Origin of the sequence: Xylanibacillus composti (assembly GCF_018403685.1) — a bacterium.
In the GTDB taxonomy this organism is placed as follows: Bacteria; Bacillota; Bacilli; order Paenibacillales; family K13; genus Xylanibacillus; species Xylanibacillus composti.
The window spans coordinates 1-15,832 of sequence record NZ_BOVK01000081.1; the positions used below are offsets into that span (position 1 = coordinate 1).

Genomic DNA, 15,832 nt, shown 5'->3' on the forward strand with positions numbered 1-15,832 from the left:
CTCTTTTTAGACGGCCTCGATCCACACTGAAAGTGACATTTTCTTAGAAAAGTTAAGGTGACATTTTCACAGACTATTGACACCAAGGCCAGACATATGCCAAGTTAAAGTTCTTTATTTTGCAAACAAATTTATATTTCGTTTGACAATATGCAAACATAAATGATATAAGCTTGTGTTAAGAGGTGAATTCACATGCATCATGCTTCCGAATTGTTTTGGTCAGCGTCAGTGGAAGAACTGAAGCGCGGCTATGTATATCTGGAACGGGAAGAGGAGTTTGTCTGTTTGGTGTGCGGCGAATCGTTTGAACAAGGGAGAATATACGCCGACAATGGTCAATATTACGAGGCGGAGCGATTCATGCGGCGGCATATCGAGCTTGAGCATCGCTCCATGCTCACTTACCTGCTAGGCTTGGATAAGAAAATAACGGGCTTGTCCGATTTGCAAAAACAGCTCGTCCAGCTGTTCGATCAAGGTTGGAGCGATAAGGAGATCATGAAGGAGATTGGCAGCAACAGCACGTCCATTGTTCGAAATCACCGGTTTGCATTGCGGGAAAAGATGAAACAGGCCAAAGTATTCCTGGCGATTATGGAGCAAATTGAGGAAAAAACGGCCAGACCGCAAAAATTCATCCACACGCACCGCACACCTGAAATGGTAGATGAGCGATATGCGATTACGGAAGAGGAACACGAGAATCTGCTGCGGGTCTACTTCCCAAACGGCCTTGAGGGCGCATTGGCCCAATTCCCGAAGAAGCAGAAGCACAAGCTGGCCATTCTGACGCATGTCGCCAGAAGGTTCCAGGCGAATCGCACTTATTCCGAGCAAGAAGTCAATGAGAAGCTGAGGGAGATTTACCCGGATTACGTGACCCTGCGGCGTTATTTGATCGATTATGGATTTATGGAGAGGCTGCCCAGCGGGAAGGAATACTGGGTCAAGCTTTCAGAAGAGGACAGGAGGACCAAGCCATGACTATGGATAAGCAAAAACGAAAAGAAATGGCCAAAGCCTATGTGCAGACTCACCGGCCCATGGGAGTCTACCAGCTGCTAAACAAGACAAACGGCAAGCGTCTAATCGGCAGCAGCATGAATTTGGACGGCGCCTATAACGGGCTTCGGTTTCAGCTCAATATGGGCAGTTACTACATCAACAAAGAGCTGCAGGACGATTGGAAGAAATACGGCGAGGAGAACTTCTCCTTCGAAGTGCTACAGACTCTCAAACCGCAGGAAGAGTTTTTGCAGAGCGATGAAGAGCTGGTCAAGTACAAGAAGGAATTGGAGGAGCTTGAGCAGCTGATGCTGGAGGAGCTTCAGCCGTATGGCGAACGGGGTTACAATAAGCCGGACAAGAACGGGTGAGCGGCAATTTCATCGATTGGAACGCCCCTCTCTGCCAGGTTCCCGTACAGATGGAAGAACATAAGAAACTCAGATTTCTTTTATTCCCCCACGTAGTATAATAAGGACAGACTATAGTGGAGGTGCGCCATGTTAAGAGCAAGAGACGAGTATTATGAGCTGACGAGTCCGACTATTTTGCCGAAAGCCTCAGGTTTTTTGTGGAATGAGAAGATGATGATTCATGTGAACTGCCGGGGATATGCGGTTGCGCAATTTATGCAGCCGGAACCGGCGAAATATTCGCATGCGCCGAATTTGGAGGCCAAAACATTCATGCAGCCGGAGCAGCCTTACTATGCTCATCATCCCGGCCGCTTTGTATTTGTGAAGGATGAGGAGACAGGCGAGCTGTTCTCGGCTCCTTACGAGCCTGTGCGTGAGCCGGCAGACAGCTACGCATTCATCGTGGGCAAGAGCACGATTGGCTGGCGTGTAGAATGCAAGGGCGTACGGGTTGAAATGAGTTTGTCCCTGCCGAAGGAAGAAGCGATGGAACTGTGGCGTATAAAGGTGACAAACCTATCAGGGAAAAAGCGTAAGCTCAGCATCTATCCCTACTTTACAGTGGGCTATATGTCGTGGATGAATCAATCCGGCGAATATCGCGAGGATTTGCAGGGGATCGTCTGCACCTCCATTACTCCTTACCAGAAGTACCAAGATTATGACAAAATCAAAACCTACAACGATAAGACCTATTTGCTTGCCGATCAAGCACCTGCAGCATGGGAGGTCAGCCAGGAAGCGTTCGAGGGAGAGGGCGGCATCATGCGGCCATCCGCGGTTCAGGAAGAACTGCTCGCCAAGGGCGACTCCCGCTATGAGACACCGCTGTGCGCATTGCAATACCGGGTTGAACTGGATGCGAATGGGGAGCAGGCTTACCGCTTCATCTTCGGCCCCGCACATAACGATGGCCAGATCGCTGATATCCGCAAGCGATACTTCGGCGATGCGGACGCCTTCGCCGCTTCGGAGCGGGAATATGATGCTTACATTAGAGAAGGACGGGGCAGCATCGAGATCGAAACCCCGGATGCGGACCTCGACAATTTCGTGAACCATTGGCTGCCGCGTCAGATCTATTATCATGGCGTCACGAACCGCTTGTCTACCGATCCGCAAACCCGGAACTTCCTGCAGGATCATATGGGCATGAGCTATATTATGCCGCAGGTTGCCAGGAAGTCGTTCCTGATCGCCCTTAGCCAACAGAAGGCAAGCGGCGCTATGCCGGATGGCATCATTCTGCACAAGGACGCGGAATTGAAATATATCAACCAAGTGCCGCATACCGATCATTGCGTCTGGTTGCCGGTCTGCCTGAGCACATACTTGGACGAGACGGATGACTATTCGATTCTGGACGAAGTGGTGCCATTTGCGGATGGAGAGGGAGAAGCGACCGTCGCCGAGCATATCGACAGGGCGATGAATTGGCTGCTTCAGGATCGGGATGAACGCGGTCTCAATTACATTAATCAAGGCGATTGGTGCGACCCGATGAATATGGTCGGCTACAAGGGCAAGGGCGTCTCGGGCTGGCTGACAATCGCCACAGCGTATGCGTTCAATGTGTGGGCGGACATCTGTGAAAATGCCGGACGTGCAGAAGCTAGCCAGGAATACCGCCAGGCTGCCGAGAAGACGAATGAAACGGTCAATCAATATTTCTGGGACGGCGAATGGTACGCGCGCGGCATTACGGACGACAATGTCACCTTCGGCATCAGCAAGGACAAGGAGGGACGCATCTTCGTCAATCCGCAAGGCTGGTCGATGCTCAGCGGCGCAGCAGACGAGGAGAAGCGGGAGAAGCTCGTCCGCGCGGTCGAAGAGCAGCTGGAATCGCCTTATGGCGTGGAAATGCTGGGGCCCCCATATACGGCTATGCGTGAGGACGTAGGCCGGGTAACCCAGAAGCACCCGGGTTCGGCCGAGAACGGCGCGGTATATAATCACGCCGCAGCCTTCTACATCTACGCGCTGTACACAGTGGGCAAGCAGGACAATGCGTTCCGGCTGCTGCGCAAAATGCTGCCCGGACCGGCCGAGGAGGATATCGTGCAGCGCGGACAGCTGCCGGTGTTCATCCCGAACTACTATCGCGGGGCATATCGCCAATTCCCGCGTACAGCCGGCCGCTCCAGCCATCTGTTCAACACCGGGACGGTGCCTTGGGTGTACCGCATCCTGATAGACGGGCTGTTCGGCATTCAGGGCAACCGGGACGGTCTGCAAGTGAAGCCGCAGCTGCCATCGAGCTGGAACGAGGCGAAGGTGAAGCGGACGTTCCGCGGCGCAGAGCTGCACGTCGAGATCAAGCGCGAAGCAGGCGTGAACGCGACAGAAGTCTATGTCGATGGAACACTTGTTGAGGACGGCATCATCCGTCAGCCGCAGGCAGGAAAGGTATACCAAGTGCTGGTGAAAGTGCCGCAGACAGCATAATAAGTCAGCTTGGGGAAAGGCAGTCGCTATCAGCGGCTGCCTTTTTTTTAACGGGTGGATGGCACTGGTTGTGTTGGCGGGTCCGAGTCCGTGGGATTTGCGCTTGCTTCAGTAGACTTCGCGCGCCAAGTGTCAGGCCCGCAGCATGCGTACCATGCTCCAAGGACTAAGTCCTGCACGCACCAAGCGCCAAGTGGTGCATCCAACCGAAAGCTGTCCCAAGCGCCAAGTGCTGCATCCAGCTGAAAGCTGCCTCCGCTCTAACGGAACTGACAGACGCTAATTGCCCTTTTTCCGACCCATTTCCATCCTAACGGAACTCACGGACCTTATTGCAACGAAAATATACGAACAAGACTCCCATTCCGCTTAATAGCGTCTCTGGCTTCCGTTAGAATTCCATTATCGTCGAAATTCGCTTAATAGTGTCTCCTGGTTCCGTTAGAGTTCCTTCTTGCGGTTTCTCTGCATCATTCTAAGCAGGATGCCTTTATATTTGCATTGACCATAGCAGCAAAGGAGAGAATGCTTATGTTGAAAAAGTTCGTTGCGCGTCTAGCTGCAGTCGGTCTGGCCCTGACCTTCGTCTTCACGCCATTGCAGGCGAAGGCGGAAGAAAGGGACGTGTTCCTCCACGTGAATGATACCTACATTCTGTACACGACACCGATTGCGCCGTATATCGATGAGAACAACCGCTTCATGCTGCCGCTGCGGGCTGTATCTGAGCTATTAGGGGCGACAGTGGATTATCACCCTGATGAGCGGCGGGCGCAGATTACGTTCGATGGACGGTCTACCGAACTTTATATAGGTTCCCCTAACGCGATAGTCAACGGGGAATCCATCACTTATGATACTGAGCCGGTCCTCTATAAGAACAGCATGATCGTGCCGCTGCGTGTCCTGCTGGACGCTTTCTCGTTGCAAGCGGAGTGGAAGGGCGGGACTGTGGCGATCTCCGATGACAGGGTCATGAAGACACAGCGGCTGAACGAAATCGAGGATCTGGATCGAAATCTGCAACATGTGGATCGCCCCACTGCATTTAGTGTCAAGCGCGCAAGCGTAGACATGGAGCGCGTTACGGAAGGAGCGAATACGACGGAAACCATCCATCTGTCTGTGACTGTACAGAACATCACCGGTGCAGACATACCGGAAGGCAAGATGGATCTCGTGACCACGTTTCTTCATCCGGATCGCTACACCTTCGAACATTACGCGGATACGAAAGAGCGTCCCCCTGTGAAGAAGGACGCGACCTATACATTAGAAAAAAGCAAAAGCACGATCAATTCCCCATTGAGCTATATTCTTCTGAAAGCGAGAACGATCGAGCCGTGATTGGTCGGTGATGGCGAGCAATCCACTGAGCAGGAAAAAAAGAGGGTGCCCCAAAAGTCATCATAGATGACTGAGGGGCGACCCTCTTTTTGATTACGTCGGACGGTTTTCACTCCACAGTTACCGGAATTGCGATGACGCTCCCACCCAAGACGGCTTTGATGACCGCGGTTCCGGCCTCTAGAGCCGTGACTTGTCCGTCAACGACTGTGGCGATTCGGGAATTGGTTGAGTGCCACATCGCCTCCGCTGTCACGTCAACGCCTGTCGTCCCGTCACTCCAGTCTCCCGTCAAGGTGAGGGTGGCCTTGTTCCGATCCGTCGTGTTTAGAATCAGGACAGTATCGGACGGCATAACTTCCGTCAATGAGATTCCGGTTATTAGACAATCGTTTCCTCAACGGACGTATTTCCGGATACGACAATGCGCACCGCGCCGCCTGCTTTGTCAATCACAAGTCGGATAATCGCACTGTCATGCAGGCGGATGCTATCGCTTCCTCCGCCGTGCACAGTCATCGTTCCCTGCACTTCCACATTTTGCAGATCGACATCGCCTTCGCCGACTTCTTGCGCAATGACCAAATCGCCTTCAATGATCAAGTTTCGGAGCGTTGCATCCGGCGCGGCGACAAGCACATCTCCGACAATCCGGCGCAGACTGCCATCGTTCGGACCGAAAGTGCCCCCTTCCTCGTCAATGATCACGCGCTCAGCCATCGTATCCGATTCATTAGCAGTCGTCCCCCGCGCCGCACGCGCCTGCTCCAGCAGCACGATCGCTTCCGCCCGGGTCAGCGAACGTTCCGGTCGGAACCGTCCGTCCGGGTAGCCGTTCATGATCCTGTGCGCCGTGACGGCTCCTACCGCACCACGGCTCCAATCCGTGATCGCTGCTGCGTCGACGAAGGAGGCTGCTGCAGCCGGATCGGGATGGAGTTCCATCATCTGCGTCACCATCTGCGCGGCTTCCTGCCGACTCACTTCCTGCATCGGACGGAATGAGCCGTCTATATAACCCGATACGTATCCCGCTTGGAGCGCTTCCGCAACTGCCGTCGCGTACCAGTCGGCTTCATTCACATCGTGAAAGGGGATTGCCGCCCCTCCCGTAAAACCGAATGCGAGATTTGCAAAAACGATAAATTCGGCGCGCGTAATCGGCTGGTCCGGACGAATGGATCCGTCGGGGAAACCATTCAACATGTGCATATGTATCCATTTTTCAATCGTTTCGTTTGCCCAATGGCCGGTATAATCGGACCTATCCGCCGCGTTGGCCTGAATCGCCGGTGCGATATTTCCCACAGCAAGGCATAGCGTCAAGGCAAGGCCAATAACCACGTTCCGCTTTTTCACATGAATAACCTCCAGGTTAGTTCTAATCGCTGATTTTGATTCGCTAGCATGCCTTCCTATTGGTTTATCACCGGCTTTCTCTCTTTAAGGTAAAAGAAAGGTTGAAAGATTTGCGGCTGATTTGCCCGGATGGACCGCTATCACAACGAGCGGCAACTGCAGAATAAGAGAAACAGCCTTAGCTCTTAAAGATAGTCGAGCTAAGGCTGTTAACAATCATTATTGGGCTTTGAAGAGGCATCCAAAGATAAGCAACGGCGACTGCTGCAGCTAGTCCAGTTGCCGCTTCGAGGCGAAGAAAAAGTAAGTCAAAAAGCCGCCGCACAGGACGGCAATCAAGCCATAACCGCCGAAGATGTCCCAGCGCGCGGAGGCGAAGCCGAAGCCAAGTCCCGTCCCCATTATCGCCGCATTGGTGCCGAATGATTGGAAGGACCCCATTGTCGCGCGCATGGAGGAGTCAATCCGGTGGTGCAGGTAGCCTGCAGCAAGCGGCTCGATCATGCCTGCGAACAGGCAGATGAGGAAGAGGGCCGCGATGCTGCTCGTGCCCGGTACCGCCGCCATGTAGCCGAAGCCGAGCGTCAGCCCCGCCAAGATGATGAGCAGCAAGGGCCTGCAGCCGAAGATGTCCCGCAGCCGGTATGCGAGCAAGCTGCCGGGAAGCTGCAGGAAATAGATGGCCGCCGAGAACAGGCCGAAGTAAAGGACCGAGATGCCAATTCGATCCAGATAAATTTGCCAGAACTCATCAATGAAGTTGATCGCGGCTCCGGTAACCGTGGCAGCCAGCACGACAAGAAGCAGGCCAGGGCGGTCTCTGAACTGGAGCAGGGCTTGCCGCACGAATTGTTTGACCGGAAGCGGCTCTTCATTCTGCCCCGTTGCAGAAGGGCTCGTAACAGGCTCAATAAGCAGGCAGGTCAGCAGCAGACACAGCCCCATGCTGAACAGGGAGAGCCAGTAATTGAAGGCGAAGCCGAATTGATGCGCCAACCAGCTGCCGCCCAGCGCGGCCAGCATCGTCGCAACAAGGTCAAATCCCCGCATCCTTCCGACGATCTTCTCGAATGCTCGCTCGCGGCCATTCGCTGCCAAGGAATCGTACAGCAAGGCCGTTTCGGTTCCGCTTGCGGCAGAGCTGCCTGCCGCAGCCAGCACGACAACAAGCGCGAAGTGCCAAAACTGTGAGGCATGCAGCAGGAGGAAAAATTCCAGGCAGCCCATACATGCGGCCAGCACGACCATGGGCTTGCGGCCCCACTTGTCTGCCAGGATTCCTGTCGGCAGCTCCAGCAGCATAATGGCAATGGCATAGATGATCTCCGTGTAGACGACGTATTGGATCGTCATGCCTCGTTCTTCCCAATACAGCCGTTCTATGACATAGGCCGGAATCAGACTGTAGAAGAAGCGAATGCCGTATAGTTTCCAGATATTCGACCGACCCGCAATAGGGGTTCACTCCTTTCCTGATGGTTTGGGTTTGCTGCTCATCAGGAAGGAGGGGCGCGCGGTCGGGCTTGTGCGAAGGATTAGCAGGGAGGGCGTATGGTGGACATCGGGTTCTCGCTCCTTTTTTCATACAGAATATTGTAGCTTAAGTATACCGCAAAACGAGGGTGCGGCACAGGCCCGGTGCGGATTTGTCTGGTCCAATCCGATATGCGATAATCAGGGGAAAGGGTGTGGAATATTCGAAAGCCCGCTTGAACTTGATCCATAGAAATCGGCAAAAGAAAAGGAGCAGCAAGCGATGATTTACGCAATCATTCTCGTGTTCGGGCTCGTGTTGGGCATCACGCTGTACGTAAATGTGCATCCCGTCTTTGGCGGCAGGTTAGGCCGCGAGGATAAACAGAAATTCCGTGCGCACAGCAATTATGCGAATGGCAAATTCCGCAATCCTAGTCCCGTGCAGATGGAAATGAATCTCTCTACGATAGGTTCCTTCATCCGGGATGCATGGAAGGGGGGCGAAGAGCGTCGTCCGCGGCAGCCGCTTCCGCTTGCAGAACCGGATTGGGCGCGCATCCGCAGCGGGGAGCCGGCATTGACCTGGTTCGGGCATTCGACCTTTCTGTTAAGCATCGAAGGCAAGCAGCTCTTGGTTGATCCCATGTTCGGCCGCTCCGCATCCCCGGTATCCTTCGTGGGAAGCAAGCGGTACAGCGGAGATCTGCTCGCCATGACCGAGGCGTTGCCTGCAATCGACGCCGTGCTGATTACGCACGACCATTACGATCATTTGGACTATCCGTCGATACAGCGACTTCGGCATAAGGTGCGTCAGTTTTTTGTCCCGTTGGGCGTTGGGGCGCATCTGGTGCGATGGGGTGTAGAGAGGGGCCGCATTCGCGAGTTGAACTGGTGGGATGAGCTGGAATGGGAGGGGTTGACGCTGGCCGCTGTGCCTGCACGCCATTTCTCGGGAAGAGGGCTGGCCAACCGCGATTCTACCTTGTGGATGGGGTGGGTGATTCTCAGCAGCGGGCTGCGCTTGTACATCAGCGGGGATGGCGGCTATGGACCGCATTTTCAGGAGATTGGCGAAGCCTACGGTCCGTTCGACTTCACGTTTATCGAGGGAGGGCAATACGACACGCGCTGGCCGAATGTCCATATGATGCCCGAGCAATCGGTTCAGGCGCATCTGGACGTGAAGGGGGATCGCATGATGCTGAGCCATTGGGGCGCTTTTACGCTGGCCTATCATAGCTGGATCGATCCAGTCGAGCGCGCCAGGCGGGAAGCGGAGCGAAGAGGGGTGACACTGCTCGCGCCCCGCCTCGGGGAGACCGTACCGCTGCGCAGAGAGGCTGCTTCTATCGCCGCCGCTTGGTGGAGGGAACATTAAACCGGCGGGTGAGACCGCCGCGATGACGGAATGAAAGCGTCGGTTGAACGAGACCGGAACTGATTCCGTTCATCCCGGTGCCCGAAGCCAAAGAAAAAACTGTCCCGACAGCCAGGCTGACTCGGGACAGTTTCGTATGACCGTCATTTCACCGTATAAATTCCTTCTTCGTACTTCAAGGTATAGACCAGACCTTCATCGGTCAAGATCGCCGAATCGATATGGTCGCTGACCAGATGCGCATGTCGTCCGTCAGCGCCTATCTTGTAGATGCCCGGCGCATAGCTGTGGGAAACATAATAGATCCCGGATTCCCCTGCGAAATACGAGCTGACCGCAAGGTCGCTCAACCTTATTTCTTCCTCATCTGCCAGGTCCAGACGGTACAGCACGCCGGGCTTGTAGGCATCTCTGCTGGCATTGGATGTGTAGTAGATGCTGCCGCCGATGAATTGGGCGCCCAGAATAGGCCGCTCCACCAGCGTTCGCTGTACGCCGCCGTTGAGATCAGTCACGGCCAGATGACCCGTTTCGAATTCGCGGTAATAGAGATTTTTGCCCGCGATCCAGAACTGGTCAGCCGGCGGGGTAAGCTGCACCTGCGTCTGGTCGGCCAAGTTCAGCTTGTACACGGCGCTTCTGTCCCGCGAGTCGTCTACATGGTAGGCCACTGCATACAAATGGCCGTCCCGGACGTAGAGCGAGCGGTTCCCCGAGTAACTCACGCTTCCGTCATCATGCGCATATCGGCTGGCTCCGTAAGCGTAGCCTTCCACGCCGATCCGCACAGTATCGCCTGATTTCAAGTCCATCTGCTTCAGATTGTTGGCGAAATCTTGCATGAACAGGAAATCGGTGAAGTACAGCTTGTCGCCTTCTTGGATGAGACGAATGAGGCTCTTTGCGCTAGTCACTTTCTGCAAGGAACCGTCCACAACCTTATACACAGTATCGCCGCCCATAATGTTGTCGCCGGTATGCAGCGTCACGTAGAGCTCATTGTCTAGCTCTTCGACGCCGGTGAACCATCCGTCGCCGGGCTTCCAATCTCTGATGCCGCTCACTTTGTGCGACGTGCCTTCGGCAAAGCTGTACACATGCAGCTCAGTCTCGCCATTCTGTATGGTGATATAGTACATTTCGTCGTCCAACATGGCTGTGTATTGCAACAGCGGCTGGCCTGTCAGGGTAATAGGCAATTCCTTGCCGCCGGGCAGCTTGGCATAAAGCAGCCTCCTATATTGCTCCGAATCGACCAGCGTTTTGAAGTAAAACAATTTGTCTCCATACTGGGCGGCGGGTTCCAGCTTGCGTCCGTCATCCATTCGCTCACGCGGATCGGTCAGCTGCTTCTTGACGGCATCTATCAGGGCTGTAGTCTGCGGATGCTGCAAATCCACGTAGTCGCTGCCAATCAGAATCAAGCCGTTCAGCCAATCGATGTGCTGATCCAGCGCCTCTGCAGCGCTTCTTAATGGCAGCATGATGCTTCCGTTGACCTTCTGGGGCGCGACATCCATTATATGCGGCTCGTTGTTGACCAGAATCGTATGGCTGTTTACGGTGAAGATGACTGTCTTCTGCGTGCGATGATTAATCAGTCGGACCATATCCGGTTGCTCCGGTTGCCATACTGCATCCCAGTAGCTGTTGTTTCCGTCGGCCTGCGTGGCCAGATAACTCATCAGACGGATAGGCACGAGCACGCGGCCATCGCGCTGCACCATTTCGTAGTCGCCATATACATCCTCCATTTGCCCGCTTATGAAAGCCTTCCCTTGATAATCGTAGGGGACGATGACAAGGTGGTGGAATACTTCGCTCAATGGGCGCTTGCTTATCCCTTCGGCTGCACCGGCCGGCGTCGTTCCGGCAAGAAGGCACAGGCACGCGGCAGCCAGCAGGATCATTTTTTTCATATATAAGCTCCTTTCTCTGCTTCCAATCTCAAAGCTCTCGACAGCTTATTAGACGTAGTGCTTGAAGCAAATGTTTCGCTGCGTGCAGCGGAGGGCCCGTCGCGGGCATCGGGGACGGTGTCACATTGTACGTGAAGAAAGATTGTTTTATAGTGAATGAGTACAGAGGTTACGCGATGACTAGCCCCTGGCGGTTCCCCCGGTGATGGGGAAGAAGCAGGGATTCATACAAGTGCTCTGCGCTTGGCAGAAATGACGCGCAGAAGGGAGAAGGCGCATGAATGTACATGAGAAAGTCAGCACGGGCTTGTCGGGTCTCGACCAAGCGATTGATCGGCTGCGGCTGGGCGACAACGTGGTCTGGCAAGTCGATTCTGTTGAGAACTACAAGAAGATGCTGGAGCCTTATGTTCGGCAAGCGAGGGCCGATCAGCGCAAGCTGATCTATGTGCGTTTTGGCAGCCACGAGCCGCTATTGGAGCCGGGCGCTGATTTGCACATTTGCGAGGTGGATGCCAGCAAAGGCTTCGAGAGCTTCGCGACTACGGTGCACTACTTGGTGGAGCAGGAAGGCAAGGGAGCCTTCTACGTCTTCGACTGTCTGACGGATTTGCTTGCTTATTGGCATTCCGACCTGATGATCGGCAATTTCTTCAAGGTGGCCTGCCCATATTTGTACGAGTTGCATACGATCGCTTATTTCGCCATTATCCGCAATGCCCATACGTACAGTACCATTGCAGGCATACGGGAGACTACGCAGCTGCTGCTGGATTTGTACCAGGTGAAGGAGCAGCTGTATGTGCACCCCTTGAAGGTATGGAACCGCTATTCGCCTACAATGTTCTTCCCCCACCTGATCAAGGGGCAGGAGGCGGTCTGCATTACGGCCAGTACGGAGGCAGCGGCGCTGTTCTCCACCATCTCCCGCGGCGAGGAGCGCCTCGACTATTGGAACATCCTGTTCCAGCAGGCGAAGGAAGCGCTGGACCAGGAGCAGGCCGTACAGGAAGAGAAGAAGCGCCAGCTGATGAAGATGCTGATTGGCCATGAATCCCGCATGCTGGAGCTCTGCGACCGGTACTTTACCTTAAGCGATATCTTGCAGATTGCATCCCGCGAGGTAGGCACAGGCTTTATAGGGGGCAAAAGCGTGGGCATGCTGCTGGCCCGCAAAATTCTGGAGATGGAAGGGCAAGACCGCTTCGCGCCGAACATGGAACCGCACGATTCGTTCTATCTCGGTTCCGATGTGTTCTATACCTATATCGTACAGAACGGCTGGTGGAAGCTGCGCACCCGGCAGAAAACGCGGGAGGGCTACTTTCTGCACGCCCCTGAGCTCAGGGAGAAGCTGTTGAACGGAAGGTTCCCGGAAAATATTCAGGAGCAGTTCGTGCAGATTCTCGAGTATTTCGGACAATCTCCGATCATCGTGCGTTCGAGCTCCCTCTTGGAGGACAACTTTGGGAATGCATTTGCCGGGAAGTATGAAAGTGTGTTCTGCGTCAATCAAGGGACGCCGGAGGAGCGGTATGCGGCGTTTGAGCAGGCGATCCGCACCGTCTATGCGAGCACAATGAATGAAGATGCCCTGCATTACCGGCTGAACCGGGGACTGGCGGAGCAGGATGAGCAGATGGCCATTCTCGTGCAGCGGGTGTCGGGCGATCACCACGGCGACAATTTCTATCCCCACATCGCCGGCGTTGGCAATTCCTCCAATCTCTATGTCTGGGATGAGCGTGTAGATATGGAGGCCGGCATGCTCCGTCTTGTGTTTGGACTTGGCACCCGGGCGGTTGATCGGACGGTAGGCGACTATGTCAGAATCGTCAGCCTTGACGATCCCTTGCGTCTGCCGCTGATGAATGCGGAGGATCATCAGAAGTTCTCTCAGCGCATTGTCGATCTCCTTTCTCTGAGCGAGAATGCGCTGACCAGCAGAGGAATGGACGAAGTGCTGGATCGTGATTTGAAGACGAGCAAGGACTTGTTCGCCTCGCTCGACCATCAGACTGCCGCGCGTCTGAGAGAGCTCGGATATGCGGATCGTTCGATCCCGTACATCCTCGATTTCCACAAGCTGCTGAAAAACACAGCGTTCCCTGTGCTGATGCGGGAGATGCTCGCGCTATTGTCTAAGGTGTATGACTATCCTGTAGACATTGAATTTACGGCCAATTTTACGAAGGACCATGCGTTCAAGGTAAATCTCCTGCAATGTCGGCCGCTTCAGACGAGAGGCCTGGGGAAGCCGGTTGCGCTGCCGAGCCTGGCGGACAAGCGGGATTGCTTTTTCGCCTCGAAGGGCAACTTCATGGGGGGGAATGTGCGCTTGCCGATCGATGCGGTCGTCTTCGTCCGGGCGAAGCCTTACCTGGCCCTGAACAATCAAGGCAAGTATGCCGTTGCCCGGCAAATCGGCAAGATCAATGCAGCGCTGGAAGGGCAATCGGTTATGCTGATGGGACCGGGGCGATGGGGAACGACGACGCCTTCTCTGGGCGTGCCGGTTCACTTCACTGAGCTGAGTCATATGTCCGTCATCTGCGAGGTGGCTTCGCGCGAAGAGGGCATGATGCCGGAGCTGTCGTATGGCAGCCACTTCTTCCAGGACCTCGTGGAGACAGGCATTTTCTATGTGGCTCTGTTCGACGGCCGGCCGGATGTTGTATACCACCCGGAACGCATTCTGGAACGGGAGAACGAGCTGGTGTCCCTGCTGCCGGATAGCGAGCCGTACGCGGATGTCATTCATCTTGTTCGCACCCCGGGAATGGAAATCTTCTCGGATATCGTATCCCAGCAGCTGTTGTGCAGGTAGGAGGGTGATCCATGATCTATCATGCTTATGCGCCCCGTCATCCGGCGCTGCAGCCCTATATTCAACAGCTTTGGCATATCTCGCAGGCGAAGGGCGATGCGCTTGAGGTGACTCCCCGCATGCTGCCGGATGGCTGCTATCATATGGTGGTCAATCTGGGAGCTCCGCACCGCTATATCGACCGGAACGGCAGGGCGCATGCGCCGAAGCGCACCCATATGAATGCCAGACACACTGATTATGTCACGGTGCAAAGAAGCGGCGAAGTGGAAATTATGGGTGTTGTGTTTCAGCCGTATGGCCTGTATCCCTTTGTCCGCCTGCCTATGAAGGAGGTCGCCGGAGCAGTGCGGGATATGGAGGACCTGCTTGGCCCGCGTGTCAGGGAGATGGAGGAGCGCTTGTATGCTGCCTCCACGGTCAGGCATAAGCTGCTGGAGCTGGAAGCGTGTCTGCTCTCCTTCCTCAGTCCGGAGCATGAGGTGAAGCGGGAGGTTGTGGCAGCCAGCCAGATGCTGAGACAGCGGCACGGTCTGATGACGGTTCGCGGACTCTTGCATGAGTTCCACCTCAGCGAACGGACATTGGAGCGGTATTTCCAGCATGATCTGGGCATGTCTCCGAAGCAGTTCGCCAACATCCAGCGCATGCAATACGTGCTGCAGGTGCTGAAATCCTCGCCGCAGGACAAGCTTGTCCATGCTGCTATGGACGGGGAGTTTTACGACCAGGCGCACTTTATCCATACGTTCAAGAAGATGGTCGGCATGACGCCCCAAGCTTATTTGCGAACCCAAGACCTGTTGTCGGATTTATACAATCCGGACGCCGGGCAAGCGGGTAAGATAGAGTGGAATGGATTATAGGAAAGGGGCCAGGCACAGATGAAGCGAAAAATCGGACATCTCACAATCTTAGTGCATGATTACGACGAGGCGATTGCGTTCTATACCGAGAAGGCAGGGTTTGCCCTGCTTGCGGACAACGCATTCGGCGAGGGGATGAGATGGGTGGCTGTTGCGCCGTCGGCGGATAGCGATACGGCGATCGTGTTCGTACAGGCAGATACGGAGGAGAAGCGACAACGGGTAGGCAGTCAAGCGGCCGACCACGTATTTCTGGTAGTGGAAACGGACGACTGCTATCGCGATTACGAGCAGATGAAGGCGCGGGGCGTCACTTTCCACGGAGAGCCCAGCGAGGTGCCCTGGGGCGTCGAAGTGGTGTTCGAGGACCTGTACGGGAATCGCCTCGATTTGCTCCAGCCGCGCGAATTTTGAAGTATCGCAGTATTGATGGCTTCCTGCCAACCAAGTATCGGCCTGTGGCCTGCCGCATGCGTATGCTCGGCATAGCTACAGGCCGATGCTTGGTGCAGCGCTTATTCCATGCGAGGACTGCGGCGATCACCAGGCCAACCATTATGAAAGCGACCGCAGCTTGTATAACCCGCATCCCATCGAATACAAACCACATGAGAAGCAGGGCGATGCCCGCAAGGTGAGCTGCAAGGAAAACAACAACTATCGACGGGTTGCCTATAATCATGTGCGGCGGTTGATTCAGTCGTATGGAAGTCTGCCTTTTACGGACATGGCTGACCGTTACAGGGCGTGTGGAGCGGTTTGGCTATTGTGACGGACACGAATGA

General features: G+C 54.8%; 12 protein-coding genes. 9 read left to right on the forward strand and 3 right to left on the reverse strand.

The features are described from left to right. Positions 1-195: 195 nt before the first annotated feature. The 4 genes from XYCOK13_RS20590 to XYCOK13_RS20605 all read left to right on the forward strand — a co-directional run bounded on the left by XYCOK13_RS20590 (position 196) and on the right by XYCOK13_RS20605 (position 5,219). The gene (locus XYCOK13_RS20590; protein WP_213414134.1) at positions 196-987 is read left to right on the forward strand and encodes a DUF2087 domain-containing protein; all 792 of its coding nucleotides are present in this window, start codon (positions 196-198) and stop codon (positions 985-987) included. After that, positions 984-1,379 carry a GIY-YIG nuclease family protein gene (locus XYCOK13_RS20595; protein ID WP_213414135.1) on the forward strand — a complete coding sequence of 132 codons (396 nt, stop codon included), beginning with the start codon at positions 984-986 and terminating at the stop codon, positions 1,377-1,379. Before XYCOK13_RS20590 ends, XYCOK13_RS20595 begins: the two co-directional genes overlap by 4 nt. A gap of 129 nt (positions 1,380-1,508) precedes the next feature. Next, the gene (locus XYCOK13_RS20600) at positions 1,509-3,872 is read left to right on the forward strand and encodes a GH36-type glycosyl hydrolase domain-containing protein (protein ID WP_213414136.1); all 2,364 of its coding nucleotides are present in this window, start codon (positions 1,509-1,511) and stop codon (positions 3,870-3,872) included. A gap of 531 nt (positions 3,873-4,403) precedes the next feature. Next, on the forward strand, positions 4,404-5,219 hold the full coding sequence (locus XYCOK13_RS20605; RefSeq protein ID WP_213414137.1) for a copper amine oxidase N-terminal domain-containing protein: 816 nt from the start codon (positions 4,404-4,406) through the stop codon (positions 5,217-5,219). A gap of 381 nt (positions 5,220-5,600) precedes the next feature. Here XYCOK13_RS20605 and XYCOK13_RS20610 read toward each other — a convergent pair whose 3' ends face one another. Both XYCOK13_RS20610 and XYCOK13_RS20615 read right to left on the reverse strand, forming a co-directional pair. Then, entirely contained in the window at positions 5,601-6,578 is a 978-nt protein-coding gene (locus tag XYCOK13_RS20610; protein WP_213414138.1) for an S-layer homology domain-containing protein, read from the reverse strand. 270 nt (positions 6,579-6,848) lie between these two features. Then, positions 6,849-8,033: an MFS transporter gene (locus XYCOK13_RS20615; RefSeq protein WP_280520925.1), complete on the reverse strand. Its 1,185-nt coding sequence runs from the start codon at positions 8,031-8,033 to the stop codon at positions 6,849-6,851. A gap of 301 nt (positions 8,034-8,334) precedes the next feature. Between XYCOK13_RS20615 and XYCOK13_RS20620 the strand changes: the two genes are divergently transcribed. Further along, entirely contained in the window at positions 8,335-9,435 is a 1,101-nt protein-coding gene (locus tag XYCOK13_RS20620) for an MBL fold metallo-hydrolase (protein WP_213414140.1), read from the forward strand. Between the two features lie 143 nt (positions 9,436-9,578). Here XYCOK13_RS20620 and XYCOK13_RS20625 read toward each other — a convergent pair whose 3' ends face one another. Next, on the reverse strand, positions 9,579-11,354 hold the full coding sequence (locus XYCOK13_RS20625) for a DUF5050 domain-containing protein (protein ID WP_213414141.1): 1,776 nt from the start codon (positions 11,352-11,354) through the stop codon (positions 9,579-9,581). A 277-nt stretch (positions 11,355-11,631) separates the two neighbouring features. Here XYCOK13_RS20625 and XYCOK13_RS20630 point away from each other — a divergent pair, with 277 nt between their 5' ends. From XYCOK13_RS20630 to XYCOK13_RS20645, 4 genes are all read left to right on the forward strand, one after another. Further along, entirely contained in the window at positions 11,632-14,181 is a 2,550-nt protein-coding gene (locus XYCOK13_RS20630) for a PEP/pyruvate-binding domain-containing protein (RefSeq protein WP_213414142.1), read from the forward strand. Positions 14,182-14,192: 11 nt separating this feature from the next. Beyond that, a complete protein-coding gene (locus XYCOK13_RS20635) occupies positions 14,193-15,047 on the forward strand; it encodes an AraC family transcriptional regulator (RefSeq protein ID WP_213414143.1) in 855 nt (284 codons plus the stop codon). Positions 15,048-15,065: 18 nt separating this feature from the next. Further along, on the forward strand, positions 15,066-15,461 hold the full coding sequence (locus XYCOK13_RS20640; RefSeq protein ID WP_213414144.1) for a VOC family protein: 396 nt from the start codon (positions 15,066-15,068) through the stop codon (positions 15,459-15,461). A gap of 85 nt (positions 15,462-15,546) precedes the next feature. Further along, entirely contained in the window at positions 15,547-15,819 is a 273-nt protein-coding gene (locus tag XYCOK13_RS20645; RefSeq protein WP_213414145.1) for a hypothetical protein, read from the forward strand. Positions 15,820-15,832: the final 13 nt, after the last annotated feature.